Here is a 24905-nt window from a genome sequence, read left to right on the forward strand (position 1 = left end):
TTTAACCCTTGCATAAGAAGGACCAGGCAATGGCAAACCATACCCGTGCGGGTCAACCCGCACAGCAAAGTGATTTGATCAACGTCGCTCAATTGACGGCTCAGTACTACGTATTGCAGCCCGAGGTGGGTAACGCGGAACACGCGGTGAAGTTCGGGACTTCCGGTCACCGTGGCAGCGCAGGTCGTCACAGCTTCAACGAAAAGCATATTTTAGCCATTGCTCAGGCGATTGCTGAAGAGCGCGCGAAAAATGGAATTACGGGCCCATGCTATGTCGGAAAAGATACTCACGCGCTCTCTGAGCCTGCGTTTATCTCCGTCCTTGAAGTGTTGGCAGCAAATGGTGTCGATGTCATTGTGCAGGAAAATAACGGCTTTACGCCAACGCCTGCGGTTTCCAACGCTATCCTGGTTCACAACAAAAAGGGTGGCAAGCTGGCTGATGGGATTGTGATCACCCCATCCCACAACCCGCCGGAAGATGGCGGTATCAAATACAACCCGCCAAACGGCGGCCCGGCTGATACCAACGTCACCAAAGTGGTTGAAGACCGTGCGAATGCACTGTTAGCCGCTGACCTTAACGGCGTGAAGCGTCTGTCTTATGCCGAAGCCCTGGCTTCAGGCCATGTGCAGGAAGTCGATCTGGTTCAACCGTTTATTGAAGGGCTGGCGGATATCGTCGATATGGCGGCTATCCAGAAAGCGGGCCTGACGCTGGGCGTCGACCCGCTGGGCGGCTCCGGTATTGAATACTGGAAACGTATTGCCAAGCACTACAACCTGAATCTGACTATCGTCAACGACCACGTCGACCAGACCTTCCGCTTTATGCACCTTGATAAAGACGGCGCAATCCGTATGGACTGTTCCTCCGAGTGTGCGATGGCCGGTCTGCTGGCGCTGCGTGACAAATTTGATTTAGCGTTTGCCAACGACCCGGATTACGACCGTCACGGTATCGTCACCCCGGCCGGTTTGATGAACCCGAACCATTATCTCGCCGTGGCAATCAACTATCTGTTCCAGCATCGTCCACAGTGGGGCAAAGACGTGGCGGTCGGTAAGACGCTGGTCTCTTCTGCCATGATTGACCGTGTGGTTAACGATTTGGGTCGTAAGCTGGTGGAAGTCCCGGTGGGCTTCAAATGGTTTGTTGACGGTCTGTTCGACGGCAGCTTCGGTTTCGGCGGCGAAGAGAGCGCGGGGGCATCGTTCCTGCGTTTCGATGGCACGCCGTGGTCTACCGATAAAGACGGCATCATCATGTGTCTGCTGGCGGCAGAAATTACCGCAGTCACCGGTAAGAACCCGCAGGAGCACTACAACGAGCTGGCGGAACGTTTTGGCGCGCCGAGCTATAACCGTTTGCAGGCGAGCGCAACCTCTGCCCAGAAAGCGGCGCTGTCTAAACTGTCTCCAGAAATGGTGAGCGCCAGCACGCTGGCAGGCGATCCTATCACCGCGCGTTTGACGGCCGCACCGGGTAACGGCGCGTCTATTGGCGGGCTGAAAGTCATGACCGACAACGGCTGGTTCGCTGCGCGTCCATCTGGTACGGAAGATGCTTACAAAATTTACTGTGAAAGTTTCCTCGGCGCTGAGCATCGTCAGCAGATTGAGAAAGAAGCGGTAGATATTGTCAGCGAAGTGTTGAAAAACGCTTAAGCGTTCAGTGCAGGTTGCCGGATGGCGGCTACGCCTTATCCGGCCTACACCAATTCGGTAGCCCGTCCAGGCGTAGCGCCGCCGGGAATTCCCCGGAGTCGGCGTACCGCCTCGTCCGGGCTACTCGACTATCTGGACTTTATCAGCCGTTTAAAAGGGAGCCAATTGGCTCCCTTTTTTAATGGATAAAACCCGAGGATGGCGATTAACCGTGTTTGTTTTTCAATTCCGGTCAACACTAATCGGTAGCCCGGCCAAGCGTAGCGCCGCCGGGAATTCCCCGGAGTCGGCGTGCCGCCTCGTCCGGGCTACTCGACTATCTGGGCTTTATCAGCCGTTTAAAAGGGAGCCAATTGGCTCCCTTTTTTAATGGATAAAACCCGAGGAGGGTGAATTAGCCGTGTTTGTTTTTCAATTCCGGTCAACACTAATCGGTAGCCCGTCCAGGCGTAGCGCCGCCGGGAATTCCCCGGAGTCGGCGTGCCGCCTCGTCCGGGCTACTGGACTATCTGGACTTTAACACCCGTTTAAAAGGGAGCCAATTGGCTCCCTTTTTTAATGGATAAAATCAGAGGATGGCGATTAACCGTGTTTGTTTTTCAATTCGAAACGCGGTGATACCAGACCGTAGAGCGTCCATCCGAGGAAGGTCACGATGGAACCATACAGCATGGCTTCTTCGCCAGAGGAGAACAGGGCGTAGAAGCTGTACATCGCACCGATAAAGGCCACGATATTAGCCATCCGCGCTTTACCCGCCGGCACATTCGCCATCCGTTGGATAATGACCAGAGCGGCCATCGACAGGATGTACGGAATGATGTTGGTGACAACCGCCAGGTTAACCAGCACGTTGAACTGGTTATTCAGCGATGGGCTTATGGTCATCAGCGACAGCCCGGACTGAATCACCACAATCACCAGCATCCCTTTCACCGGCGCATCAGCCTTGCTCACCTTAGAGAACACTTTCGGGAAGTAGCCCTCGTCCGCAGAGGATTTGAACACCTGAGCGATAGTGAACTGCCAGCCAAGCAGTGAACCACAGCAAGACATGATCATCAGCGCCATAATCACTTTACCCACTTCAGGCGTGAACATTTGCGCGAAGGCCAGTCCGAACGGCGCGGTGGAGTTTGCCAGATCCATATTCGGGACAATCCCGGCAATCACGTTAGTGGAGACGATATAGATCACCGCCGCCCCTAACGTCCCGCCCAGTACCGCGATAGGCACGTTACGTTCTGGATTTTCCACTACTTCTGCGTTCGCACAGGCGGATTCCAGACCGAGGAAGGCCCACAGCGTCATGGCAATTGATGAGCCCACGGCGCTGAAGAACGGCACGTGATGCGGGTTCCAGGATTCGACGTACATCGTTGGGCTAAACCAGAACCAACCGATAACGCACAGACCCACCACCGGAATGATAACCCCCCATACCGTGATGCTACTGATCTGCCCGGTAATGCGTGCGCCACCGAAGTTGGCAACCGTACAAATCCACAGCACGCCGATGGTGGCGAGGCCGATTTGCACCGGGCTCAGCGTGGCACCGAATAACTCGGTGCCGTAACCCACAGCCGAAATGGCGATTGCCACGTTGGCTATCAGCAGGGAAACGCCGTAGGTATAGTTGGCCATAAAGTTGCCGGACTTACCAAAAGCATACTCGGCATAGCCGCCCATCCCGCCGGATTTCTTGCTGAACATCCCACACTTAGCGAAAGCCCAGGCCAGCGCCATCGAACCGACGGCGGTGACAAGCCAGGAGATAATGGAAATGGTGCCGACTTCAGCAAGTTTGGTGGGCAGCATGATAATACCGGAGCCCATCATGTTCACCATTGTCAGGATGGTGAGCTGAATAACACCCATTTTATTGTTGGCTTTGCTCATAATTTCTCCCCTTTCAGCAGCGCAGGTTGCGGCAACTGAGACTGGATCACATAGCACCACACCTGTTTGCGACCATCATTCTCCTGGATATAAACCCCCTGCAGCTCTGGCGCGAAGCCCGGCAACAGGTTGATCCCTTCTTCCAGCGCGGTGAAGTAACGCAGGACTGAATCCCCCCAGATTTCACCCGGAACAACGCACAGCACGCCAGGAGGGTAAGGCAGTGCACCTTCCGCGGCGATACGACCTTCCGCCAGCGCCAGTGGAACCAGCTCAACCTCTCCGCGCAGGTAGGCGTAGTTGGCTTCCTGCGGATTCATGCTGACGCGTGGGAAGTGCGACTTGCGGAACATCTCTTTTTGCAGCTGTTTAACGTTGTGACGGGCATACAGGTTATGCATCTCCTGACACAGCTGACGCAGGGTGTAATCGGCATAGCGCTCTTTATACTGACCGTATAGCGAAGGCAGAACCTCTTTTAACGGCGCATCGGCTTCCAGCAACGCCTCAAAGCGCACCAGCAGCGCCACCAGTTGTTGCAGTTTGGCCATGTCCTCAGCCGGGGTCAGCAGGAATAAAATGGAGTTCAAATCGCATTTTTCCGGCACCACACCGTGTTCGCGCAGGAAGTTCGCCAGAATGGTGGCAGGCACCCCAAAGGTGTCGTATTCGCCGTTACCGTCAATGCCCGGCGTGGTCAGCAGCAGTTTGCACGGGTCGACAAAATACTGATGCTCAGCGTAGCCTTCAAAGCCATGCCAGCGTTCGCCCGGAACGAAGTGGAAGAAGTGCAGGTCGTTGGCGATTTGTTTGGTTGGGTAGGACTGCCAGGCTTTACCGTCTACCTGTTCTGGAACAAACGGACGGATATGGTGGCAGTTGTCGAGGATCAGCTTACGCGCTTCGATACCGTTAGAGACGCAGTCCATCCACATGTTGCGGCCCGCTTGCCCTTCATGCATTTTGGCGTTGATATCCAGCGCGGCAAACAGCGGATAGAATGGGCTGGTGGAAGCGTGCATCATAAAGGCGTTGTTGAGGCGTTTATGCGGAACATAGCGCTGCTGGCCTTTGATATGGCTATCTTTTTTATGGATTTGCGATGTCTGCGAGAAACCGGCCTGCTGTTTGTGCACCGACTGAGTCACCAGAATACCAGGGTCATTTTCGTTGAGTTCGAGCAGCAGCGGCGAGCAGTCGGCCATCATCGGGATAAACTGCTCGTAACCTACCCAGGCGGAGTCAAACAGGATGTAGTCGCACAGGTGACCAATCTTATCCACCACCTGACGGGCGTTATAAATCGTGCCGTCGTAGGTGCCAAGCTGAATCACCGCCAGGCGGAACGGACGTTCGTTGCGCGCGCGATTTGGTGCCACTTCCGCCACTAATTCACGCAGGTAGCTCTCTTCAAAGCAGTGGGCGTCAATCCCGCCGATAAAGCCGTACGGGTTACGAGCGGTTTCCAGATATACCGGAGTAGCGCCCGCTTGCAGCAGCGCGCCGTGGTGGTTCGATTTATGGTTGTTACGGTCAAACAGCACCAAATCCCCTGGGGTCAGTAGCGCATTCAGCACTACTTTGTTAGAGGAAGAGGTCCCGTTAAGCACGAAATAGGTCTTGTCGGCGTTAAACACTTTGGCCGCGTGCTGCTGGGCAATGCACGGCGCGCCTTCGTGAATTAACAGATCACCCATCGCCACGTCGGCGTTGCACAAATCTGAGCGGAATAACGTTTCGCCAAAGTATTCAACGAACTGATTACCGGCGGGGTGGCGACGGAAGAATTCACCGCCCTGATGCCCTGGGCAGTCAAAGGCGCTGTTACCCTGCGCGACGTAATCCACCAGCGCGCTAAAGAACGGCGGGCGTAACTGCACTTCATACTTGTGGGCTGCCGCTTCTAGCTGACGACCGTAAAAATCGTTGCGGGTTTCGTCGTGTTCAAATACCCCTTGAATACGTGAGAGATATTCAGATGGCACAATCTGGTCTTTATTAATAGCAATAAACACAGGCAGGTTATAACCCGTTGCATCTATTTCATCGAGTTTACCGCTCTCAATATCTTCAATGGATAACACGGCGGCGGCGACATCAATAAAATTAGTGTCACAGGTGTTGATAATACTGCGCTGGGTAGTAAAACAGTCAGGACATGTACGGCTGACGGAAATTTTTAATTCAGACATTTTTCGACTCTTTATTTTAGGTAATAGCAGTCCCTCAATTTCTCAAATGAGAAATTGATATCGCCGGAAAAAAACAATACTGATCCGCTGATAATAAAATCAGGTCGGTATTTTTTTCAGGATGTCACAAACCCCAACTGGTCCGGTGGCCAGAAGATTATAGGTTTGTCATGGCGAGCGCTGGCAGCAGGCGAGAGCCTGTATTAGCAAGGAACAACTGCGGGGCGCCCGAAGTCGGAAGACTTATCGGGCGTTAAAGAAGTGAAAGTCGAAACTATTGCGGTGGGCAAACATCATAATATGTGTTGTCCGCCTTATGTGGGGCATCATTCGGTTATTATTTTCCATTTCGTATACCTCCAATGAATATCTTAAAGCGGAGTCATTTTATCTCTGAATGGGTTCAAAACTGTGAGGTTGATCAACAACAGGAGATCATTAATAAAATAATTCGTTATTGGTAGGCTTAACGGCAGGATGAAATGCTGTATTGTTGAGATTGTGTTAATGAAGTGTTTTTAATTCTATTTAAATAAAGATGGTGACGCCAGGTTAATAATTTAAGTTTGCGGACAAAGACGTGGATTAATAAATTTCTGGATATGAAATGATATAGTGAATAAATATTCACAACATAAAACGGTAGCCAATCCCGGTTTCTGTTAATAAATGCTGCGGGCGCGCGGGATCTATTTCCAGCTTCTGACGCAGGTGCCCCATATAAATGCGTAAATAGTGACTATGTTCCACCGCATTTGGCCCCCAGACCTGGCTTAAGAGTTGGCGTTGGGTCAGCACTTTACCCACGTTATTGAGCAGCACCGCCAGCAGGCGGAACTCAATCGGGGTGAGATGAATCTCTTCACTGCCGCGGACGATACGACGCGCCGCGAGGTCAACGGTAATATTCGAGAAGGTCACGGTCGGTTCATGAGGCTGCGCGCTGGCATGACGACGCAGCGCCACGCGCAGGCGCGCTTGCAATTCGCCGATGCCAAAAGGTTTACTGAGATAGTCGTCAGCTCCGGCATCGAGGGCGGCGATTTTATCGTGCTCATCGCTACGCGCCGACAGCACAATAATCGGCACCGGACTCCATTGACGAATATCGCGAATAAACTCAAGACCGTCGCCATCAGGTAAGCCGAGGTCGAGGATCACCAGGTCCGGTTTACGCGTTGCGGCCTCCAGCAGTCCACGCTGTAAGGTCTCGGCGTCATAAACGCGCAGGTCGTCAGCTTCCAGCGCGGTGCGCAGAAAACGGCGAATGGCATGTTCATCTTCAACGATAAGAACGCTGGTCACAGCTCCTCCGGTACCTCTTCAAGTTCGGGTGGTGTTTCTCGCGGCAGTGTAACACGAAAACAGGCGCCGCCTTGCGGGCGGTTGTGCGCGGTAAGCGTACCGCCGTGAATCTCAACAATTGCCTGACAGATGGCGAGCCCCAGACCGACGCCAGGAATGGCCGACTCCTTGCTGCCCCGGGTAAACTTGGCGAAAATCTGCTGCTCCTGGCCGCCAGGGATCCCCGGGCCGGTATCCCAGACATCAAGCAGCAGGTTATCGTCCTTAAGGGAGGCGCTAATACCGATTTCCGCATCATGCCCGGCATATTTCACCGCGTTTTCCAGCAGATTAATCAGCACCCGTTCAAACAGTGGCCCGTCAAGATGCACCAGCATCAGTGGATCGGGCAATGAGAGGGCGATTTTGCGCCCGCCAAGTCCCGGTTCCAGCATTCTTAGCGCGCTGCCGACGACCTCCTCGAGGGTCAGCCACTCTTTATTGAGATTAAACCCTCCCGACTGAATGCGGGCCATATCCAGCAAATTATTCACCAGCCGGGTTGTGTTCAGCACGTGCTGGCGGATCTCATTGGCCTGCGGGGCATACGGCGAACCGCTGCTGGCGAGATCGAGGGTCAAAATTTCGGCCTGGCCAAACAGTACGGTGAGCGGCGTGCGCAGATCGTGGGAGAGGGCGGCCAGCAGCGAGTTGCGTAGGCTTTCACGTTCGCTGATAAGCCGTGACTGCTCTTCGCTGGCGGTCAATGCCAGACGCTCCAGGGCGCTGGCGACCAGCAGAGTAAAGGTTTCCAGTAGCCGCTGTTGTTCCGGGATCATCAGTTGGCGCAGATTATTCGGTTCAACCACGATAAGCCCGTGGGTATGGTTAGCGCTGCGCAGCGGTAAGATTTGATAGGGCACGCCGGGCAAAGTATCGGTTCCGGCCCCGGCGGGTAATCCTTTGTCAAAGCTCCAGTGGGCGATGGCCTCATCCCACGGCGTCATCCCTTCCTGATGGGTCACCGCCGTTAATTTACCCTGCTCATCCGGTAATAGGACCTGGCTGCGAGCGTGGAAAGTTGAACGAATGTACTGTTCGCAGGTATGGGCAATATCGAACGCGTTACGGCCCACGGCCAGCGTTTTCGACATTTCGTACAGATGGCGGGTTCGCTGCTCGCGATAACGCGCCACCCGCGCCTGATAACGCACGCCCGCGGTCAGATTACCAATCACCAGCCCCACGGTGAGCATAACGCCAAACGTCAGCAGGTACTGCACATCCGAAACTGCCAGCGTGCCGCGTGGCGCAATGAAGAAGAGATCAAAGCTGACCACGTTAATCACCGTCGCCAGCACCGACGGCCAGCGACCGTAGAACAGGGCCACGATGACCACGCCCAGTAAATAGAGCATCACCAGGTTGGCGGCCTCAAAGGCTATCAGCCATTGGTTGGCGATAAGCGTAATCGCCGCGCATAGCCCTACCGCCACCAGACAGCCGCGGATCTGCACACGCCATTTATCGATAAACGGCCGCTTGTCGTGCGGGCGCTCCGGCAGCGGCAGCGGGGTTTCATCGACGCCGACGACCACCAGATCTAACTCCGGCGCGTGGCGCGAGAGCCGTTCACTAAAACGTTCGCCGCGCCACCACTGGCGCTTTTTCTGGCGACCAATGACGATTTTGCCGAGGTTGTGCTCGCGCGCGTAGCGGATAAGCGCGGCTTCCTCCGACGGCTCGGAAAGCGTGGCGGTTTCGGCCCCCAGCTCCTGCGCCAGACGTAAAGCGTTGAGGATAGCGCGCCGCTGCGGCTCCGGCAGACGGTGCAGCGTCGGCGTTTCGACATACACCGCATGCCAGGCGCTGCCCAGCCGCGACGCCAGACGTGCGGCGGTGCGCACCAGCTTTTCACTGCCGGTATGATGGCCGATACACAGCAAGATAGCATCGTGGGTATGCCAGACTTTCTCCTGCCCCTGCGTATCGCGCCAGGCGCGCATCTGATCGTCAACCCGTTCAGCGGTGCGGCGCAACGCCAGTTCGCGCAGGGCAATCAGGTTGCCCTTGCGAAAGAAGTTTTCAATCGCCCGCTCGGCTTGCCCCGCCAGATACACCTTGCCTTCGTTCAGACGCTGGCGCAGATCGTCCGGGGGCAGATCGACCAGCACCACTTCATCAGCCGCATCAAAAAAGGGATCGGGAACCGTTTCGCGCACCTGAATTCCGGTGACGCCGCTGACCACGTCGTTCAGGCTTTCAAGATGCTGGACGTTAACGGTAGTAAAAACATCGATGCCGGCCTCAAGCAGTTCATCAATATCCTGCCAGCGTTTGGGGTGGCGGGAGCCGGGCGCATTGCTGTGCGCCAGCTCATCCATTAACACCAGCGCCGGACGACGGGCGAGGGCGGCGTCGAGATCGAACTCCACCACGTAGCGCCCACGGTAGGCGCTGCGTTTAGGCGGCAGCGTGCTGAGCCCCTTGAGCATCGCCGCCGTCTCTTTGCGCCCGTGAGTTTCCACTACGCCCGCCAGCACATCCAGCCCTTGCTGCCGCAGACGCTGCGCCTCGGCCAGCATTGCCCAGGTTTTTCCCACCCCGGCGCAGGCACCGAAGAAAATCTTTAATTTCCCCCGGTGCGCGTCAGCGGTGTGTTCCAGCAGGCGATCCGGGTTCGGACGCAGCGGCTCGTCGGTCATCATCAATTATCCTTGTGGGCATCCAGCGCCATATTCAGCTCAGTAATATTTACCACAGGTTGACCGAGAAAGCCGAGCAGCGGCGTCGAGGTGGCGGCCTCAATTTGCTGGGTCAGCCACTGGGTAGAAACCTGACGTGCTTTGGCGATGCGCGGCACCTGCCACAATGCGGCGGCAGGCGTCAGATTGGGATCCAACCCGCTGGCGGAGGCGGTCACCAGTTCTACTGGTACGGTAGGGCTGGCGTCAGGATTAGCGGCGCGCAGTGCCGCTATGCGCTCAGCGAACTGTTTATCCAGCGCCGGGTTGCTGGCGGCCAGGTTACTGCCGCCGGAAGCCATCGGGTTATCGGCCATATCGGCGGTTGCGGAAGGACGCCCCTGAAAATAACGCGGATCGCTAAACTGCTGGCCGATCAGCTGCGATCCGCGCAGTTCATGGTTTTCAAAAATAAGCGATCCGTTAGCCTGGGTATGAAAAAACCATTGGCCGAGCGCGGTGGTCAGCAGCGGATAAAGCCCGCCGGTGACCAGGGTCAGAAACAGAAAAATCACCACAGCAGGACGTAATGCAGACATCATTTTTTCCTCACACCCAACCCAGCAGGGTTAACAGTACATCAATGATCTTAATACCGATAAACGGCACCACCAGGCCACCTGCACCATAAATCCACAGGTTGCGGCGCAGCATTGCCGACGCGGACAGCGGGCGATAGCTCACGCCTTTGAGCGCCAGCGGCAGCAGGAAGACGATAATCAACGCGTTAAAGATAACGGCGCTGAGAATGGCCGAGTTGGGGGAGTGCAGATGCATAATATTCAGCACGCCTAACTGCGGCCAGCTGGCGGCAAATGCCGCTGGAATAATGGCGAAATACTTCGCCACGTCGTTAGCGATACTAAAAGTGGTCAGCGAACCACGGGTCATCAGCATCTGTTTACCGATATGCACCACTTCAATCAGTTTGGTCGGGTTGGAATCGAGATCGACCATGTTGCCGGCTTCTTTCGCCGCCTGGGTACCGGAGTTCATCGCCACCGCGACGTCAGCCTGCGCCAGCGCCGGGGCGTCGTTGGTGCCATCACCGGTCATGGCCACCATTCGACCTTCCGACTGGTACTGACGAATCAGCGCCAGCTTGGCTTCCGGCGTGGCTTCGGCAAGAAAATCATCAACCCCCGCTTCGGCAGCAATCGCCGCGGCGGTCAGGCGGTTATCGCCAGTGATCATCACCGTCTTAATGCCCATTTTACGCAGCTGGGCAAAACGCTCTTTAATGCCGCCTTTGACGATATCTTTAAGCGCAATGACGCCGAGTACCCGCGCGCCTTCCGCGACCACTAATGGCGTTGCGCCGAGGCTGGCGACGCTTTCCACCTTTTGCTCAACGTCTGGCGGGAAGTTTCCGCCGTTGCTTTCAATATGACGGCGAATGGCGTCAACGGAGCCTTTACGGATCAGGCGGTTGTCGATGTTGATGCCGCTCATCCGGCTCTGGGCGGTAAACGGAACGAAAGTGGCGTGCAGCACCTGCACATCGCGTTCGCGCAGGTTAAAGCGCTGTTTTGCCAGTACCACGATGCTGCGGCCTTCCGGCGTTTCATCCGCCAGCGATGAAAGCTGTGCGGCATCGGCCAGGGTTTTCTCGTCAACGCCTAGGGCTGGGAGAAACTGCGAGGCCTGACGGTTGCCGAGCGTGATGGTGCCGGTTTTGTCCAGCAGCAGCACATCCACGTCGCCTGCGGCTTCTACCGCACGACCGCTGGTGGCAATCACGTTTGCCCCAAGCATCCTGCTCATCCCCGCCACGCCAATCGCCGACAGCAGGCCGCCGATAGTCGTGGGGATAAGACACACCAGCAGGGCTACCAGCACGGTGACGCTTATCGGCGTTCCGCTCCAGGCGGAAAACGGCCACAGCGTGGCGGTTGCCAGTAAAAAGACGATGGTTAGCGCCACCAGCAGAATGGTCAGGGCGATTTCGTTTGGCGTTTTGCGACGCTGTGCGCCTTCCACCATGGCTATCATGCGGTCGAGGAACGTTTCGCCTGGGTTTACACTACAGCGCACCACCAGCCAGTCGGAAAGAATGCGCGTCCCGCCGGTGACCGAGGCAAAGTCGCCGCCGGACTCGCGAATAACCGGGGCAGACTCCCCGGTAATCGCGCTCTCATCGACCGACGCGCCGCCTTCAATCACTTCGCCGTCGCAAGGAATAATGTCGCCCGCTTCCACCAGCACCACATCGCCTTTGCGCAGCTCGTCGGCCGGAACGTGATCCATTTCCGCGCCGTAACGGGCTTCGCGCAGCTTACGCGCAAATGCTGTTTTCTTAACTCCCCTTAGGCTGTTGGCCTGCGCCTTGCTGCGTCCCTCGGCCATGGCTTCGGCAAAGTTGGCAAACAGCACGGTAAACCATAGCCACAGCGTAATTGCGCCGGTAAACCCGACATTGCCGGGCAGGATACCGCCCGCCATGGCGGCGGTGAGGGCCGTGGTCAGGACGCTGCCTAACCAGACGATGAACATCACCGGGTTGCGCCACTGAAGGGCAGGATTGAGCTTCTTCACGGCGTCGATAATCGCCTGACGAACCAGCGACGGTTCGAACAGGGCCAGTTGTTTACGACTCATAACCAATAGCTCCGCATCACTCAAAACAGGGAAAGATGTTCCGCCACCGGGCCAATCGCCAGGGCGGGAATAAAGGTCAGGGCGCCGACCAGCAGCACGGTGCCAATCAGCAGGCCGATAAACAGCGCATCGTGAGTGGCCAGCGTACCCGGGGTGGCGGGCTGTATTTTTTTAGTGACCAGCGAACCGGCAATTGCCAGTACCGGAATGATGACGCCGAAGCGGCCAACGAACATACAAACGGCAAGAAGAACGTTCCAGAACGGGGTATTGGCGCTAAGCCCCGCAAAGGCGCTGCCGTTGTTGTTGGCGGCAGATGACACGGCGTACAGCACTTCGCTAAAACCGTGCGAGCCGGGGTTGGCCATCGCGCTGCGTCCTGCGTCGGTCATCATTGCCAGCGCCGTACCAAGCAGCACCAGCGTTGGCGTCACCAGAATCGCCAGCGCGGTCATTTTCATCTCGGGGACATCGATTTTCTTGCCGAGGTATTCCGGGGTACGACCAATCATCAGCCCGGCGATAAACACCGCCAGCAGAACGAACAGCAACATGCCGTAAAGGCCGGAGCCCACGCCGCCAAACACCACCTCGCCAATCTGCATCAGCCACATTGGGATCATGCCACCCAACGCGGTAAAGGAGTCGTGCATCGCGTTTACCGCCCCGCACGACGCCGCCGTGGTGACGACCGCATACAGACTGCTGGCAAGAATGCCAAAGCGGCTCTCTTTGCCTTCCATGTTGATGCTGCTGTTAGCGCCAAGCTGTAACAGATGCGGGTTACCCTCGGTTTCGGCCCACATCACCACTGCCACGCAGATGACGAAAATTAAGCTCATCGCCCACAGGATGGCGCGGCCCTGACGGTTGTCGCCCACCGCATCGCCAAACGCGAAACACAGGGCCGCCGGGATCAAGAAGATCGCCAGCATTTGCACGAAGTTTGTCAGCGCGGTCGGGTTTTCAAACGGGTGCGACGAGTTGGCATTAAAGAACCCACCGCCGTTTGTGCCGAGCATTTTAATGGCTTCCTGCGACGCCACTGGCCCCATCGGCAGCACCTGGTGCACACCTTCAAGGGTGGTAAACGGCTGATAAGGTAAAACGTTTTGCAGTGCGCCTTGCTGAATGAAGAACAACGCCAGCAACAGGGATATTGGCAGCAACAGCCAAAGCGTTATGCGGGTGATATCGACCCAGGCGTTACCCAGGGTACTCGTACTCTGGCGTGCAAAGGCACGCACCAGGGCAAAGAGTACGGCGATACCGGTCGCGGCGGAGAGGAAGTTTTGCACCGTCAACCCAGCCATCTGGCTTAGATAGCTCAGCGTGGTTTCACCGCTGTAGGATTGCCAGTTGGTGTTGCTGACAAAGCTGACGGCGGTATTGAGCGCCAGATGCCAGGACAGCCCCGGCAGCTGCTGCGGGTTCAAAGGCAGGTAGCCTTGCAACATCAGCAGCGCGAACAGGGCCACCAACCCGCAAACATTGAGCAGCAATATGGCGATAACGTATCGCCCCCAGCTCATCTCTTGCCTGGAGATACCCAATACACGCCAGAGACCCTTTTCGCAACCGGCCAGACCCGGCAGTGGGGTATTGGCGATCATCCCCGCCAGCACTTTTCCCAGCGGGCGCGCGAGCACAAACAGCACCAGCAGGAAGCTGGCGACCAGTAAAAATCCTTGAGCAGCCATCACAGCGCCTCCGCCTTTAAAAGGGCATAAACCAGATACGCCAGTAACAGGAACACCAGCACCACGCCGGCTATTACGCCTGTAGTCACAATCCACCTCCGAACGGGTATGTTATGGCGCTAAGCGTAGGATTTCGGGTGCAAAGATTTTGCAAAAATAGAATGGCGGGGTGTAAAAAAAGTATAAAAATGGCAAAAGGCACAATTTAACTAATGGTTAGTATTAATTTAACAACCGTGTAACTCAGTTACGCGGTGAATGTAAATAACGGCCAAACGGGACTAAAAAAGTGGTCGGATGAGTAGTAAAATTACACAAAAGGCGGTACTCTTTTAGTCAGATTACTCAGGTTTATTTTCCGGCGCTGATTGCCGGCCAACTTAGGGGAGAGAATATGGAACTGTATAAAAAATATCCTGCACACATAGTATTGCTGCGCCGTACTTTCGCCGTGGTGGCGGGGATTGTTGCGCTACCGGTGATGTTGTTCTGGAAAGACCGCGCCCGTTTTTATAGCTATCTGCACCGCGTCTGGTCGAAAACCAGCGATAAGCCGGTATGGATGGAACAGGCTGAAGAGGCCGCCTGCGACTTCTATTAATATTGAGGTCGTGTATCAGTGTTTAAAACCGCTCCGTTAAAACGGAGCGGTTTTTTTTCGTCTGCTGACTGGCGTAAGAGACCCCCTTAAGAACACTATTGTGAATTTATATTTACTATAGTAAATTTGCGCGATGGGTATTGTCTGCCAATACCACCCAATAATGACTCTTTGAGGAAAGCACGATGTTAAAAATCAGAATGTCACAGCCTTCTGAAGCACCTGAAATTATTCAGATCTGGCGAAATTCCGTGGATGCGACCCACGATTTTCTTACCGCGCACGACCGTCAGGAGATCGAACAGGAAGTTGTCGGTTTCTTTTCACAGACCCCGGTATGGGTTGCCACAAATGAAGAAGACCAGCCAATCGGATTTATGTTTTTACATGAAGGTCATCTGGAAGCGCTGTTTGTTGACGCCTCCGCTCGCGGACTGGGCGTAGGAAAGCAGTTGATCTCACATGCCCTGGCCCTGCACCCTGATTTAAGTGTGGATGTGAATGAACAAAACCAGCAGGCGGTTGGGTTTTATCAACATATGGGCTTTGAGGTGTCAGGGCGTTCCGACCGGGACGGTCAGGGAAGGGCGTATCCCCTGTTACACCTGAAAAAAGCGCAGGCCGTCTAAACGTTGCGGCAGGGGGAGTATCATTGTTTTTTTTGGCTAAAAGCCACGAGGTAGGTACAACTCTGCTCGCTATCAGGATTGCTCATATGGTACTCGCTGGCAAAGGTCAGCGCCAGGCAATCGCCCGCGCGTAAATGATGGGTCTGATGATTGACTCGAAAATCCAGGCAGCCGCTAAGCACCCAAAGCGTTTGTCCGGCAAGATGCTCGTTTGCGCTGGCAGGGATCGTCAGTTGAGCCATTGCAGGAATCTCAACTTTAATCATTTCTGGACTCGCCCCTGCAGGCGACACCGACCAGCGGGTGATGCCTGACTGCTCATCTGTCCAGTGTTGCTGCTGATGGGCAAAGAGCACCAGTGAGTTCTGATGCTGCTCCAGCTCGGCAAAAAGTTTTGAAAGCGTAATATTCATGGCGTTAGCTAAACGGCTCAGAATAGTGGCGCTCGGGCTGGAAGCGCCTCGTTCAACCTTGCTGATCATGGCCTGGCTGACGCCTGAACGTTGGGCAAGCTCAGCGACGGTCCAGTTGCGGGCCTTCCTGTGTTTAAGCAGTAAACGCGCAATATCGCTGTCGACTATCTGATTTTTAGCTGTTTTATCCATTTTTACCCTCACTTTTACCCGCCTGATTATGCCATTACGTTAATCAGTGAACCAGTTGACAGTGACTCCAACTGCCAACATCGCCTGTGCTCCGGTAACCGCTTCGTTTACTAGCCTCTTCTCCAGAGTAATGCCAGGATTTCCGCCACTCGTAGGTTATATCACCTTCAATACCTAGAGATGAGATATCTGAAGGGGACTCTTTTGCACATTGCTACGGTCAGCATCTTTAGAGGCGGGTTAATAGCTTACCGGCAGCGCGGCAGTGACCGATATTAGTCAAGCGAGAGCAGGTAAACACGACTCCAATAATCATTTATTGATAGTTATGGCTTCAATGAATAGATACATTTGTATAAATGAAGGATGAAACTGTATCAAAAAGACTTCGAAAACTTTGACAAAATACATGCAACATTATTGTCTGGAACGCAAATTTTTGGAACGGACTGCTTATCTGACAATCCATTATTCAACATGGTAACCACAATATGCATATACCTTTTAAAGGAAACCCAATTTTTCACCAGTCAGCCAGCAAATTCAGAACATACGATACTGTTGACAGTCCTGTATCAGCCAAATTTAATCTGGTGAAAAAGATTATTTCTATCGGGAATTCAACCTCTAAAATCGGGAAAACGCCATTCAAAAAAATGATTATTGTGGGAGATAGTTTATCTGATTCGACAGGTAGAATGTTCTCTAAAACATCAGGATTGATGCCTTCATCACCGCAGTATTACAATGGAAGATTCACCAATGGTTATACTTGGGTTGATTTCCTGGCCTCACCGGCATACATGGATGTCGCTGTGGAAACAAAAGCCGAAGGAGGGGCCGTCGCCGGTAATTACTGTAAATTGAATCCACTATATATGTTTATCTCTAGTATGAAAAAACAAATAAGTGGGATTAAATTCAGTAAAGACGATTTGGCCATCTCCTGCATTGGTTCGAATGATTATATTACCTATAATAAGAAAGATGTCAAAAAGGTCGTTAATGATCAGATTACAAATATCAATAAAATGATAAAAAAAGGAGCCAAAAATATTATTGTTATCGGCTTGCCGGATTTTTCACAAACGCCATTTGCAAAGACTAAAACTCAGAAAGAAAGAGAGGAATTGAAAGCGTTATCATTGCAACATAATGAATTACTATCCAGCAAAGTTTCTGACATGAGCAGTAAGCATGGGGTTAACGTTAAATACTTCAATCTGAATGAAGTGTTGATGTCAACCATTCATACTGCAAACAGTATAGGTTATAATACTAGTCAGCCTTTTCATCAGGGGTACATTGGTGGGACAAAACCATTGGATATCTCACCCCAATATATTTTTAATGATGGAGTTCATCCCACGCAAGAATTTCACGCTATTTTTGCAATAAAAATCCATGAATTTATTTCCAAAGAGTTCATGGTTACGAATCACGATGGTTAGAAATTTAATAAAAGGACATCTATTTTGATGGAAATTTCAACACAAAAACTGTCTAACGGCATCGTTCTGACGCTTCGCTCTCCCTCCGGCATGATAAAAAGCCCGGCGATCATTTTGTGTCATGGTTTCTGCGGTATCAGAGAAATTCTGTTACCTGATTTTGCTGAATCATTCACCCGCGCGGGATTTTCCACCATCACGTTTGATTACCGTGGCTTCGGGGACAGTGACGGTGAACGTGGACGCCTGATCCCTGCTATGCAAATTGACGATATTCTCTGTGTTGTTAACTGGGCAAAAGAACAGCCCTCTCTTGATGCGCAGCGTATTGGTCTGTGGGGAACATCATTTGGGGGATGCCATGTATTTGGTGCGGCGGTCAGAAACCCTGGAATCAAATGTATTGTCAGTCAACTGGCTTTTGCAGATGGTGAAGAAATAGTCACCGGGCATATGAATAATGATGAAAAAGAAGCTTTTCTTTCAACCCTGGATAAGATGGCTGAAAAGCAGAAGAACACCGGTAAAGAAATGTTCGTGGGCGTCAATCGGGTACTGAGCGATCCAGAATCAAAATCATTCTTTGAAGAAAATAGAACGCAACATCCAAAGATGGATATTAAGATACCGTTTCTTACGGTGCGTGAAACTCTTCTGTACAAACCCGCATTGGATGCCTCACAGGTGACATGCCCGACCCTGATTGTTATTGCTGGTCAGGATACCGTTAATCCACCGGAGCAAGGACGGGCTTTATTTGACGCCGTGGGGGCGAAAGAAAAAAGATTATATGAGGAAAGCAGTGCCCACCACTACGACATTTATAAAGGAGAGCACTTTAAGCATGTAATCAGCATTCAAACAGAATGGTTTAAAATGCACTTGTAATTATAGATGACGACTAACGGCGGGTTCACAGAACCCACCGTTATGATAACGTTAAATATCGCATTTTTTCGCTTCGCTTCCGCTGTGCCTACAGCAGTTTTCTTTTATTCCAGAGTTTACTGTATTCATGAATAACATCATAGGAATATTGAAACACAGAATTTTTACTCACTTGTAGATGATTTTTTCATAGTCAGGACTAGTAATGAGCGTTTTATTATATACATTCCAATATCCTTATGGTTATGATGCCAATCATGGTATTGCGGTTAATAAATGATTCTAATGGCTTTAACATAAATTGCGCATTTAAATGTCAACACTTAACCCATTGCAAGGATGATTGATATGGGTTATGCAGCTAATGCTACTGAAGCCGATTTTAGATACCAGTATATATTAACCAGAATGCCATCAATCAGATCTATGCTTCGAATTGAGGAGGTAGACGATGGGAATTATCGCCGTTTTCATATGATTTCAATTTTTCCTACAGACTGTCCTGATGGAGACTGTTGGTTTTTGTTATCCCTGAAAGTTGGGAATGCCATGTATTAAGTGATAAACAGATCCGCAAAAAATCACTTAGCCATACTCATTGGGCGAAATGCGAAAAAATATGCGGATAGTTAAACACTACAGAATGTAGAGTCTCTTTTAACAAATAGAATGTTCTAAAAAAGGACGAATTCAGTATATAGTTTAATTTATAGCAGTTGCAAAATATAACGTCCAATTGAATTTTTTTGGCGTTCCATTTTTTAGAACGGTTAATACTCGAGATTACTTGCTAAGTAAGACTTCTGACTAGGATTAGTTAATAATGACCCAAACAAATTTGCTATTAAGACAAGTTTCAGTGCAGACTCCTCAACAAATATTGGCAAAGCAGTCTGATTTAAATAAAACTAACAGCACTAGCGAAATGGCGCGTAATCTTACACGGGTTCAAAACAGTCCCGATCGTTTGAGTAACCAGGAAGACTTGTTCGCAGAGCTTAAAAGCAAACTAGCGAGCCGCAAAATCGGTGTTGGGGGTAGTGAAAAAATATCCTTTGTTCAGGAGCTAAAATCCTGGCAGAAAGAGCTCATAGAGCAACAGAAAGCCTATGCACTTAAAGCGCCTGATCGGGAGGCCGCCGAAAAAAAAGAAGAGGCAAGAGTGGCAACTGCCCTCAATATCGAAGCGGCAGAGAAAGCAAAACTAAAAGCGAGTGAAGTCAGCAAGGTGAACACTCCTGTCATCCAACTCAAACTTGACGCAAACGGTATTCCATTACCGCCTCCACCCCCAATGATCATGCCAATGAAGTCAATCAATATTACGCGTGCGGTTAATAAACCGAATGCCCAAAAAAACCAGCCAAAGAGATCTGAAAGCCTGGTTGAACTAACCAAAGAGCTAACCGCTAAGCTGGCAAAGCAAGCAGGTGAAATGAAAATAATGAATAAACCAACCCTTGAGGGGTTGAAAACCTGGCAGAAGGAACTCTATGAATCGCAGCAATCTTATATAAAATCGGCGCCCGACCGTTTAGCCGCTGAAGCTAAAGAAGAAAAAAGAGTAGCGGCGGCACTTCAAGCTGAAGCAGCAGAGAAAATAAAACAACAGTCAGCTGCAGCCGAGAATTCGAACAAGCCTATTGCAGCACTCAAACTGGATGAAAATGGTATTCCTTTACCACCGCCCCCTCCAAGCGGACTTTTTAAGTAAGCAAAGAGAGGCCAGAATCTGCACATATGGCAGCTCAACGGTTCGTTTATCGACAGAATGGAGCTTGAAAAAGAGTCAATTAAATCGTGCAATGAAATTATTATGGCCGGAACGTCTGGGGCAGTATTCTGCCAGACTGACATCTATGTGCAGTAGCTGAGTATTCCGGCCTAAGCTAAAAAATATTATTATATTTCTGAGCTTTTGTTTGATGGTTTAGGTAAAACCCATTTACCATCAGCATTCATTCCTTGCTTCCATTCTCCGGGCGGGAAGTTTTTCCCTGCAATAATTTGTCCAAAATTATCAGTCCCATCTATTAGCTTGTTTCTCATGAGATTGTTTGATAAACCACTTGCATCCAGGTAAGAAGCCACAACTCCAGGACCTGTTGCAGAAACAGTTACTAGATGTCTGAGTAATGGAACAGACCTTTTGCCCTCCCACATGAGATCATCAATAGTCAAGTCATCTCTGGAGTAATTGTTCATTAGCTTTGTTAGCTCACCTCTTCCTGTTGTTTTTCCGCACCCCATTTCAGGCACGACACCCTCATAAGGAGCAACCGCTGCATTAAGCATTTTTTCAATTCCTTTCGAATGCTTTGGTGCCGCAATAACAGCATTTGAAAATCTAACACCTCGTTCGATTTTCTCCTGAAAAATAAGGCAGTCAATTTCACCTGTACTGCTTTGTCTTTGCGCTTTAATTTCACCTAACGGATTTTTCATGGCGACATCTACATCCATATAAATACCGCCATGGTCTTTTAATACCGCCAGCCTCATGATATCTGACGCTGCTGCATAGTTTTTGAAATTGTTATCAGTACATTCTCGACTAATTGCAGCTGCAACTTTTGTTGATAAATCTGGTTGCTTAATATTAATTTTAGTCAATATGGCTTTGCTATATCCTGCATTTAAAATTTGACTTTTTATCTTTTCAGGATTGTCTGACCATAGCGTGATTTTATACTCTGGGTTTTGTTTCGATGAATTGATAATATTATGCATGGCTATGTTAGGAACTTCTTTCTCACCTAACCATATATAGTGAATTTCTTTAGGAATGCTGCTAACACTACTATTTAAACTTTCCACCGGTTTTTTTAATGCTGGAATATCATTTCCTTGCCTAATGCCGATAATATTTTCTGCTATTTTTGATTTTGTGCTTTCGCTGATTTTTCCATTAATCATTCCGGTGCTCTGAAGTGGGGATAATCCATTACTATTACTTATCTTCATGCTTTACTACCTGGTTAAATTGATACACTAACTCTTTTTAACATACGATTGTGTGAATCTATTTCAAAATCCGCTCATAATAATTTACTCAAAACCTTCCGATACCCGCAGACGGTCATGCGCAGCTTAACCAAAACAACCGTTTGATCGTCTTCGGAACATGTCCTAGGGACCACCGTTCTACTCCTTATCTCCCGCAAGGCCGAAGATTTGAATAGGGTTGTCCCTTATGAGCGGGGGATCGGATGTAGGGTTAGCGGGATTGTAGGGGGCTAAAGTTACTGGATCTCTTTTCAGGTGGACGCACAGATACCCACGACCATCGCCGTGCGTAAACACTGCCTGTGACATCGAAGGAACATCATTATCATTAAAAAAATTTTTTTCCTGGCAATATTTTCTCTCCTCATTCGTCTACCTCATCAGAAGCTATTTTTTTGTTATCTGTTGAGGAGTGAACGTTATGAGAGATTTTAATATGAGTAGAAAAAACAACATGCACCGACATGGTATTGCGAAGCCTATAGTGATTGGTATCGCGCTGGTTGTGGTACTGGGGATGCTGGTGATGTCCCTGTGGAACGCGCTGCTTCCCGGGATCGTTGGCGTAAAAAGTATTGGTTTCTGGCAGGCTTTGGGGCTGCTGGTACTCTGCCGTATCTTATTTGGCGGCCTGGGCGTTCGTCCGGGAATGTTTGGCAGGCGCAGACGTATGCATGAACGCTGGATGCAGATGACACCGGAGCAACGCGAGCAGTTTATGCAGCATCGTCGCGAAGGCGGCCATCATCATGAGCATCGCTGGCACGGTTTTCACCGTCATAATGATGAAAATAGGACTTGTAACGGACAGCGTGAGTTTTCGGAAGATAAACCCGCCGCTGAATCGCAATCACCAGAGGTAAATGCTCAGAAACCTGCGGGAACTGAGTAAGCGATATGTGCGCTGAAAAGAGAAAAAATTCTCCTATTTTATCGGCACTTACCGCCTGCAGGTCGAAGCTATTGGCTTTTATTCGCGGCCGAACGGCGGGGCGCGACGATGCGGACGATATCCTGCAGGAAATCACTTATCAGCTCATGAAAGTGGAACAGCCGGTAGAAAATGTTGCGGCCTGGCTGTTCCGCGCCGCGCGCAATGAGATGACCGACCAGGCGCGGAAGAAACGTGAACTTCCGCTGCCGACCCACTACGCTTACGGTAGTGATGATGAGCCTTTTCTGGAGGATGAGCTGGCGGAGACCCTGTTTGGCGTCCCACAGTCGCCGGAAGAGGCCTATCTCAGTGAATTGATTTGGGATGAGCTAATTAACGCACTCTCCGAGCTGCCCGAAGCACAACGCTTTGTGTTTGAAAAAACCGAGCTGGAAGGCTATAGCTTCAAAAAACTGGCGGAGGAAACGGGCGTTAGCGTTCAGGCACTGCTGTCGCGTAAACACAAGGCCGTGCTGTATCTGCGGTCTCGCCTGCATACGCTTTATGATGAGCTGACGGGGGAGTGAAGCAGATACGATAACCGAGTGATGGCTAGCCATGAGCGAGGCGCGAAAATTATATCTGAGCTTCAATCGCAGCCATCATTGCGGGTAATTCGCTCACCAGTTTATCTATAGTGAGCCTGACTTTAAGAGAAAGGTGAGGCGTGCGCGGCCATACCGCATAAACAGGCCAGCTTCCTGAAGATCGATCTTTTAATATTTCTTTCAGGCTGCCGCTAACGAACTGCTCTCTGACAAGCCAGTAAGGCAGCCAGGCAATTCCACCCCCTGTGATTGCGATATTTTTTACCGCCTGCATATCGTCCATCATGATTCTGGCGGGAGGCGTTATTTCTGTCATTTCACCTTTTTCATTTTTTATCTGCCACTTCAGAACGCGACCCGAGCGGGTGTAAGCAACAGCTTCATGGTGCTTTAGTTCTTCTGATGAGGCAGGTTCGCCAGCTTGCCTGAGATAATCTGGGGAAGCACAAAACACCATCGTGTGAGAGGCCAGCTTGCGGGCCACCAGACTGCTGCTGTCAGCCAGCGTGCCGATTCTAACCGCCAGATCAAAACCTTCTTCAGACAAATCAACCGGTCTATCGCTAAAAGAAATTTCCAGTTCCAGTTTTGGATGTTCTTGTGCGAGCGCTGACAATAACGGAGAAATGCAGAAGTGTCCGAGCAGAACCGGCACAGAGACTCTCAGTTTTCCGCTTGCCTGGAGTTTGCCACTTTCCAGAATGTCCTCAGCTAATTTTATTTCATTCAGTGCGCGTCGGCAGGACTCATAATAAAGCGAGCCTTCGTCGGTCAGACTCTGACTGCGAGTGGTACGGTTAAAAAGGGTGACGCCGAGCCTCTCTTCAAGCCGGGATATCGTTTTCGCCACCGCCGATCGGGTGACGTGAAGTTTTTCAGCGGCTTGGGAGAAACTGGAAGATTCCGCAGCGGTCACAAAAACAGGAATGCTATTCATCTCGCTTTTCATATTGTCGCCCTGAAGGAATCAATAGGAAGAAATAGTATCGTCACTGTCACTTAACGGGCAATGGTAAAGTTCTGGCTATCTGTTATTTATTACTCAGGAATGTTGATGAAAAGCACAATGAAACGTTGGGCATTAAACGAAATTGGACGTCAGAATCTGAAGCTTACAGAAGCTGAAATACCTACGCCTGGCCCAAACGAAGTTCTTGTCCGGGTAAATGCCGTTTCCCTCAATTTTCGCGACAAAGTGATCATTGAAGGCGGAATGGGTAACGGTATGCCTATGCCCTTTACGCCCGGCTCTGATATGGCGGGCGTGGTTGAGGCGGTAGGCCCAGGCACAACCCGCTTTAGCCTTGGGGATCGCGTTATCTCATCTTTCAACGCCGACTGGATTGACGGAAAGCTCAACAACAATGCCAAAAATCCGCACTACAACACCGTAGGCTACGCGTTCCAGGGCGTGCTGGCTGAATATGTGGTCATGAGTGAAGAGTGGCTGGTCAAAGCCCCTCAGACGCTTACCGATGCTGAAGCCAGCACGCTGGTCTGTGCTGGGCTGACGGCCTGGTTTGCTCTGATTGAGCGCGGGGGGCTTCGTGCTGGCGAAACTGTCCTTGTTCAGGGCACCGGCGGTGTGGCTCTTTTCGCGCTGCAGATAGCGAAAGCTGTGGGGGCTGACGTTTTCGTGACCTCATCCAGCGATGAGAAGCTGGCAGCGGCGGCGGTGCTTGGTGCCGATCATGGTATTAACCGTAAAAAAGGGGACTGGGTCGAAACCCTGTACCGACTGACGAATGACCGAGGCATCGATCACGTTGTCGATACGGTGGGAGGACGTAACTTTGCCGACTCTGTTCGCGCGGTAGCGTCACACGGGCGGATCTCCCTGATTGGAATGATGGACACGCACGATACTTCAGCGCCGGGTGCCATGTTGCTGCTGAAATCTCCGACTATTCAGGGCATTGGTGTCGGCCATCGCCGGGCACTTGAAGATTTTGTCCGCGCCGTTGACTCGGTCAAATTGAAACCGGTTATAGACAAATCCTACAGCTTCAGTGAATTGCCAGAAGCACTTGAACATCTCGATCAAGGTGCGTTCGGAAAAATCGTTATCAACGTCGGTTGATTGAAATCATGGTGGCAGAAGCGTTCTGCAAACGCTTCTGCTTATTTAAAGCTGGGTGAACACTTCTTTGGCATCG

21 protein-coding genes are annotated in these 24905 nt (G+C 51.4%); 9 read left to right on the top strand and 12 right to left on the bottom strand.

Annotated features, from left to right (window positions below):
* Nucleotides 1-29 precede the first annotated feature (29 nt).
* Nucleotides 30-1670, top strand: a complete 1641-nt coding sequence (pgm, locus tag ACIPDS_RS13475; RefSeq protein WP_400736587.1) for a phosphoglucomutase (alpha-D-glucose-1,6-bisphosphate-dependent) — start codon at nt 30-32, stop codon at nt 1668-1670.
* A 582-nt stretch (nt 1671-2252) separates the two neighbouring features.
* Here pgm and potE read toward each other — a convergent pair.
* The 9 genes from potE to kdpF all read right to left on the bottom strand — a co-directional run bounded on the left by potE (nt 2253) and on the right by kdpF (nt 14176).
* On the bottom strand, nt 2253-3569 hold the full coding sequence (gene potE / locus ACIPDS_RS13480; RefSeq protein WP_166514857.1) for a putrescine-ornithine antiporter: 1317 nt from the start codon (nt 3567-3569) through the stop codon (nt 2253-2255).
* Nucleotides 3566-5761 (bottom strand): ornithine decarboxylase SpeF, encoded by a 2196-nt coding sequence (gene speF, locus ACIPDS_RS13485; RefSeq protein WP_400736592.1) that lies wholly within the window; start codon nt 5759-5761, stop codon nt 3566-3568. The genes potE and speF overlap by 4 nt, the downstream gene beginning before the upstream one ends.
* 243 nt (nt 5762-6004) lie before the next feature.
* A complete protein-coding gene (gene speFL, locus ACIPDS_RS13490) occupies nt 6005-6109 on the bottom strand; it encodes a leader peptide SpeFL (protein ID WP_006819052.1) in 105 nt (34 codons plus the stop codon).
* 279 nt (nt 6110-6388) lie between these two features.
* The gene (gene kdpE / locus ACIPDS_RS13495) at nt 6389-7066 is read right to left on the bottom strand and encodes a two-component system response regulator KdpE (RefSeq protein ID WP_400736597.1); all 678 of its coding nucleotides are present in this window, start codon (nt 7064-7066) and stop codon (nt 6389-6391) included.
* Entirely contained in the window at nt 7063-9750 is a 2688-nt protein-coding gene (kdpD, locus tag ACIPDS_RS13500; RefSeq protein WP_400736765.1) for a two-component system sensor histidine kinase KdpD, read from the bottom strand. Before kdpD ends, kdpE begins: the two co-directional genes overlap by 4 nt.
* 2 nt (nt 9751-9752) lie before the next feature.
* Complete coding sequence (gene kdpC / locus ACIPDS_RS13505) at nt 9753-10328, bottom strand: potassium-transporting ATPase subunit KdpC (RefSeq protein WP_400736768.1); 576 nt, start codon at nt 10326-10328, stop codon at nt 9753-9755.
* 10 nt (nt 10329-10338) lie between these two features.
* Complete coding sequence (gene kdpB / locus ACIPDS_RS13510; RefSeq protein WP_400736600.1) at nt 10339-12387, bottom strand: potassium-transporting ATPase subunit KdpB; 2049 nt, start codon at nt 12385-12387, stop codon at nt 10339-10341.
* Nucleotides 12388-12407: 20 nt separating this feature from the next.
* Nucleotides 12408-14087, bottom strand: coding sequence for a potassium-transporting ATPase subunit KdpA (gene kdpA, locus ACIPDS_RS13515; protein ID WP_400736603.1), 1680 nt, complete (start codon nt 14085-14087; stop codon nt 12408-12410).
* On the bottom strand, nt 14087-14176 hold the full coding sequence (gene kdpF / locus ACIPDS_RS13520) for a K(+)-transporting ATPase subunit F (RefSeq protein ID WP_077625464.1): 90 nt from the start codon (nt 14174-14176) through the stop codon (nt 14087-14089). The genes kdpA and kdpF overlap by 1 nt, the downstream gene beginning before the upstream one ends.
* A 305-nt stretch (nt 14177-14481) precedes the next feature.
* Between kdpF and ACIPDS_RS13525 the strand changes: the two genes are divergently transcribed.
* Together ACIPDS_RS13525 and ACIPDS_RS13530 are read left to right on the top strand one after the other, a co-directional pair.
* Nucleotides 14482-14688, top strand: a complete 207-nt coding sequence (locus ACIPDS_RS13525) for a YbfA family protein (protein ID WP_061283424.1) — start codon at nt 14482-14484, stop codon at nt 14686-14688.
* A gap of 185 nt (nt 14689-14873) precedes the next feature.
* Complete coding sequence (locus ACIPDS_RS13530; RefSeq protein ID WP_400736609.1) at nt 14874-15317, top strand: acetyltransferase; 444 nt, start codon at nt 14874-14876, stop codon at nt 15315-15317.
* A gap of 20 nt (nt 15318-15337) precedes the next feature.
* On the opposite strand, the gene ACIPDS_RS13535 is transcribed toward ACIPDS_RS13530, so the two are convergent.
* Entirely contained in the window at nt 15338-15922 is a 585-nt protein-coding gene (locus ACIPDS_RS13535; RefSeq protein WP_400736612.1) for a helix-turn-helix domain-containing protein, read from the bottom strand.
* A 491-nt stretch (nt 15923-16413) separates the two neighbouring features.
* On the opposite strand from ACIPDS_RS13535, the gene ACIPDS_RS13540 reads away from it, so the two are divergent.
* From ACIPDS_RS13540 to ACIPDS_RS13550, 3 genes are all read left to right on the top strand, one after another.
* Entirely contained in the window at nt 16414-17373 is a 960-nt protein-coding gene (locus ACIPDS_RS13540) for an SGNH/GDSL hydrolase family protein (RefSeq protein ID WP_400736615.1), read from the top strand.
* Nucleotides 17374-17400: 27 nt separating this feature from the next.
* A complete protein-coding gene (locus ACIPDS_RS13545; protein ID WP_400736618.1) occupies nt 17401-18261 on the top strand; it encodes an alpha/beta hydrolase in 861 nt (286 codons plus the stop codon).
* A gap of 823 nt (nt 18262-19084) precedes the next feature.
* Nucleotides 19085-19975 (top strand): hypothetical protein, encoded by an 891-nt coding sequence (locus ACIPDS_RS13550; RefSeq protein ID WP_400736621.1) that lies wholly within the window; start codon nt 19085-19087, stop codon nt 19973-19975.
* A gap of 188 nt (nt 19976-20163) precedes the next feature.
* Here ACIPDS_RS13550 and ACIPDS_RS13555 read toward each other — a convergent pair whose 3' ends face one another.
* The gene (locus ACIPDS_RS13555; RefSeq protein ID WP_400736624.1) at nt 20164-21225 is read right to left on the bottom strand and encodes a glycosyltransferase family 32 protein; all 1062 of its coding nucleotides are present in this window, start codon (nt 21223-21225) and stop codon (nt 20164-20166) included.
* A 463-nt stretch (nt 21226-21688) separates the two neighbouring features.
* Here ACIPDS_RS13555 and ACIPDS_RS13560 point away from each other — a divergent pair, with 463 nt between their 5' ends.
* Nucleotides 21689-22159, top strand: coding sequence for a hypothetical protein (locus tag ACIPDS_RS13560; protein ID WP_400736627.1), 471 nt, complete (start codon nt 21689-21691; stop codon nt 22157-22159).
* A 5-nt stretch (nt 22160-22164) separates the two neighbouring features.
* The gene (locus ACIPDS_RS13565) at nt 22165-22728 is read left to right on the top strand and encodes an RNA polymerase sigma factor (protein ID WP_400736630.1); all 564 of its coding nucleotides are present in this window, start codon (nt 22165-22167) and stop codon (nt 22726-22728) included.
* A gap of 49 nt (nt 22729-22777) precedes the next feature.
* Here ACIPDS_RS13565 and ACIPDS_RS13570 read toward each other — a convergent pair whose 3' ends face one another.
* Nucleotides 22778-23698 (bottom strand): LysR family transcriptional regulator, encoded by a 921-nt coding sequence (locus ACIPDS_RS13570; RefSeq protein ID WP_400736633.1) that lies wholly within the window; start codon nt 23696-23698, stop codon nt 22778-22780.
* A 105-nt stretch (nt 23699-23803) separates the two neighbouring features.
* Between ACIPDS_RS13570 and ACIPDS_RS13575 the strand changes: the two genes are divergently transcribed.
* A complete protein-coding gene (locus tag ACIPDS_RS13575; RefSeq protein ID WP_400736636.1) occupies nt 23804-24829 on the top strand; it encodes an NAD(P)-dependent alcohol dehydrogenase in 1026 nt (341 codons plus the stop codon).
* The last annotated feature ends 76 nt before the right edge of the window (nt 24830-24905 follow it).

The organism is Kluyvera sp. NPDC087067, from assembly GCF_044745165.1.
Lineage (GTDB): Bacteria > Pseudomonadota > Gammaproteobacteria > Enterobacterales > Enterobacteriaceae > Kluyvera.

Coding starts and splice junctions, on each gene's coding strand:
- kdpB (WP_400736600.1), bottom strand. CDS start 12,387: ATGAGTCGTAAACAACTGGCCCTGTTCGAACCGTCGCTGGTTCGTCAG.
- ACIPDS_RS13525 (WP_061283424.1), top strand. CDS start 14,482: ATGGAACTGTATAAAAAATATCCTGCACACATAGTATTGCTGCGCCGT.
- kdpC (WP_400736768.1), bottom strand. CDS start 10,328: ATGTCTGCATTACGTCCTGCTGTGGTGATTTTTCTGTTTCTGACCCTG.
- ACIPDS_RS13555 (WP_400736624.1), bottom strand. CDS start 21,225: ATGAAGATAAGTAATAGTAATGGATTATCCCCACTTCAGAGCACCGGA.
- ACIPDS_RS13560 (WP_400736627.1), top strand. CDS start 21,689: ATGAGAGATTTTAATATGAGTAGAAAAAACAACATGCACCGACATGGT.
- ACIPDS_RS13570 (WP_400736633.1), bottom strand. CDS start 23,698: ATGAAAAGCGAGATGAATAGCATTCCTGTTTTTGTGACCGCTGCGGAA.
- ACIPDS_RS13575 (WP_400736636.1), top strand. CDS start 23,804: ATGAAAAGCACAATGAAACGTTGGGCATTAAACGAAATTGGACGTCAG.
- ACIPDS_RS13540 (WP_400736615.1), top strand. CDS start 16,414: ATGCATATACCTTTTAAAGGAAACCCAATTTTTCACCAGTCAGCCAGC.
- ACIPDS_RS13545 (WP_400736618.1), top strand. CDS start 17,401: ATGGAAATTTCAACACAAAAACTGTCTAACGGCATCGTTCTGACGCTT.
- ACIPDS_RS13550 (WP_400736621.1), top strand. CDS start 19,085: ATGACCCAAACAAATTTGCTATTAAGACAAGTTTCAGTGCAGACTCCT.
- kdpA (WP_400736603.1), bottom strand. CDS start 14,087: ATGGCTGCTCAAGGATTTTTACTGGTCGCCAGCTTCCTGCTGGTGCTG.
- speF (WP_400736592.1), bottom strand. CDS start 5,761: ATGTCTGAATTAAAAATTTCCGTCAGCCGTACATGTCCTGACTGTTTT.
- kdpD (WP_400736765.1), bottom strand. CDS start 9,750: ATGACCGACGAGCCGCTGCGTCCGAACCCGGATCGCCTGCTGGAACAC.
- potE (WP_166514857.1), bottom strand. CDS start 3,569: ATGAGCAAAGCCAACAATAAAATGGGTGTTATTCAGCTCACCATCCTG.
- ACIPDS_RS13565 (WP_400736630.1), top strand. CDS start 22,165: ATGTGCGCTGAAAAGAGAAAAAATTCTCCTATTTTATCGGCACTTACC.
- pgm (WP_400736587.1), top strand. CDS start 30: ATGGCAAACCATACCCGTGCGGGTCAACCCGCACAGCAAAGTGATTTG.
- ACIPDS_RS13535 (WP_400736612.1), bottom strand. CDS start 15,922: ATGGATAAAACAGCTAAAAATCAGATAGTCGACAGCGATATTGCGCGT.
- ACIPDS_RS13530 (WP_400736609.1), top strand. CDS start 14,874: ATGTTAAAAATCAGAATGTCACAGCCTTCTGAAGCACCTGAAATTATT.
- speFL (WP_006819052.1), bottom strand. CDS start 6,109: ATGGAAAATAATAACCGAATGATGCCCCACATAAGGCGGACAACACAT.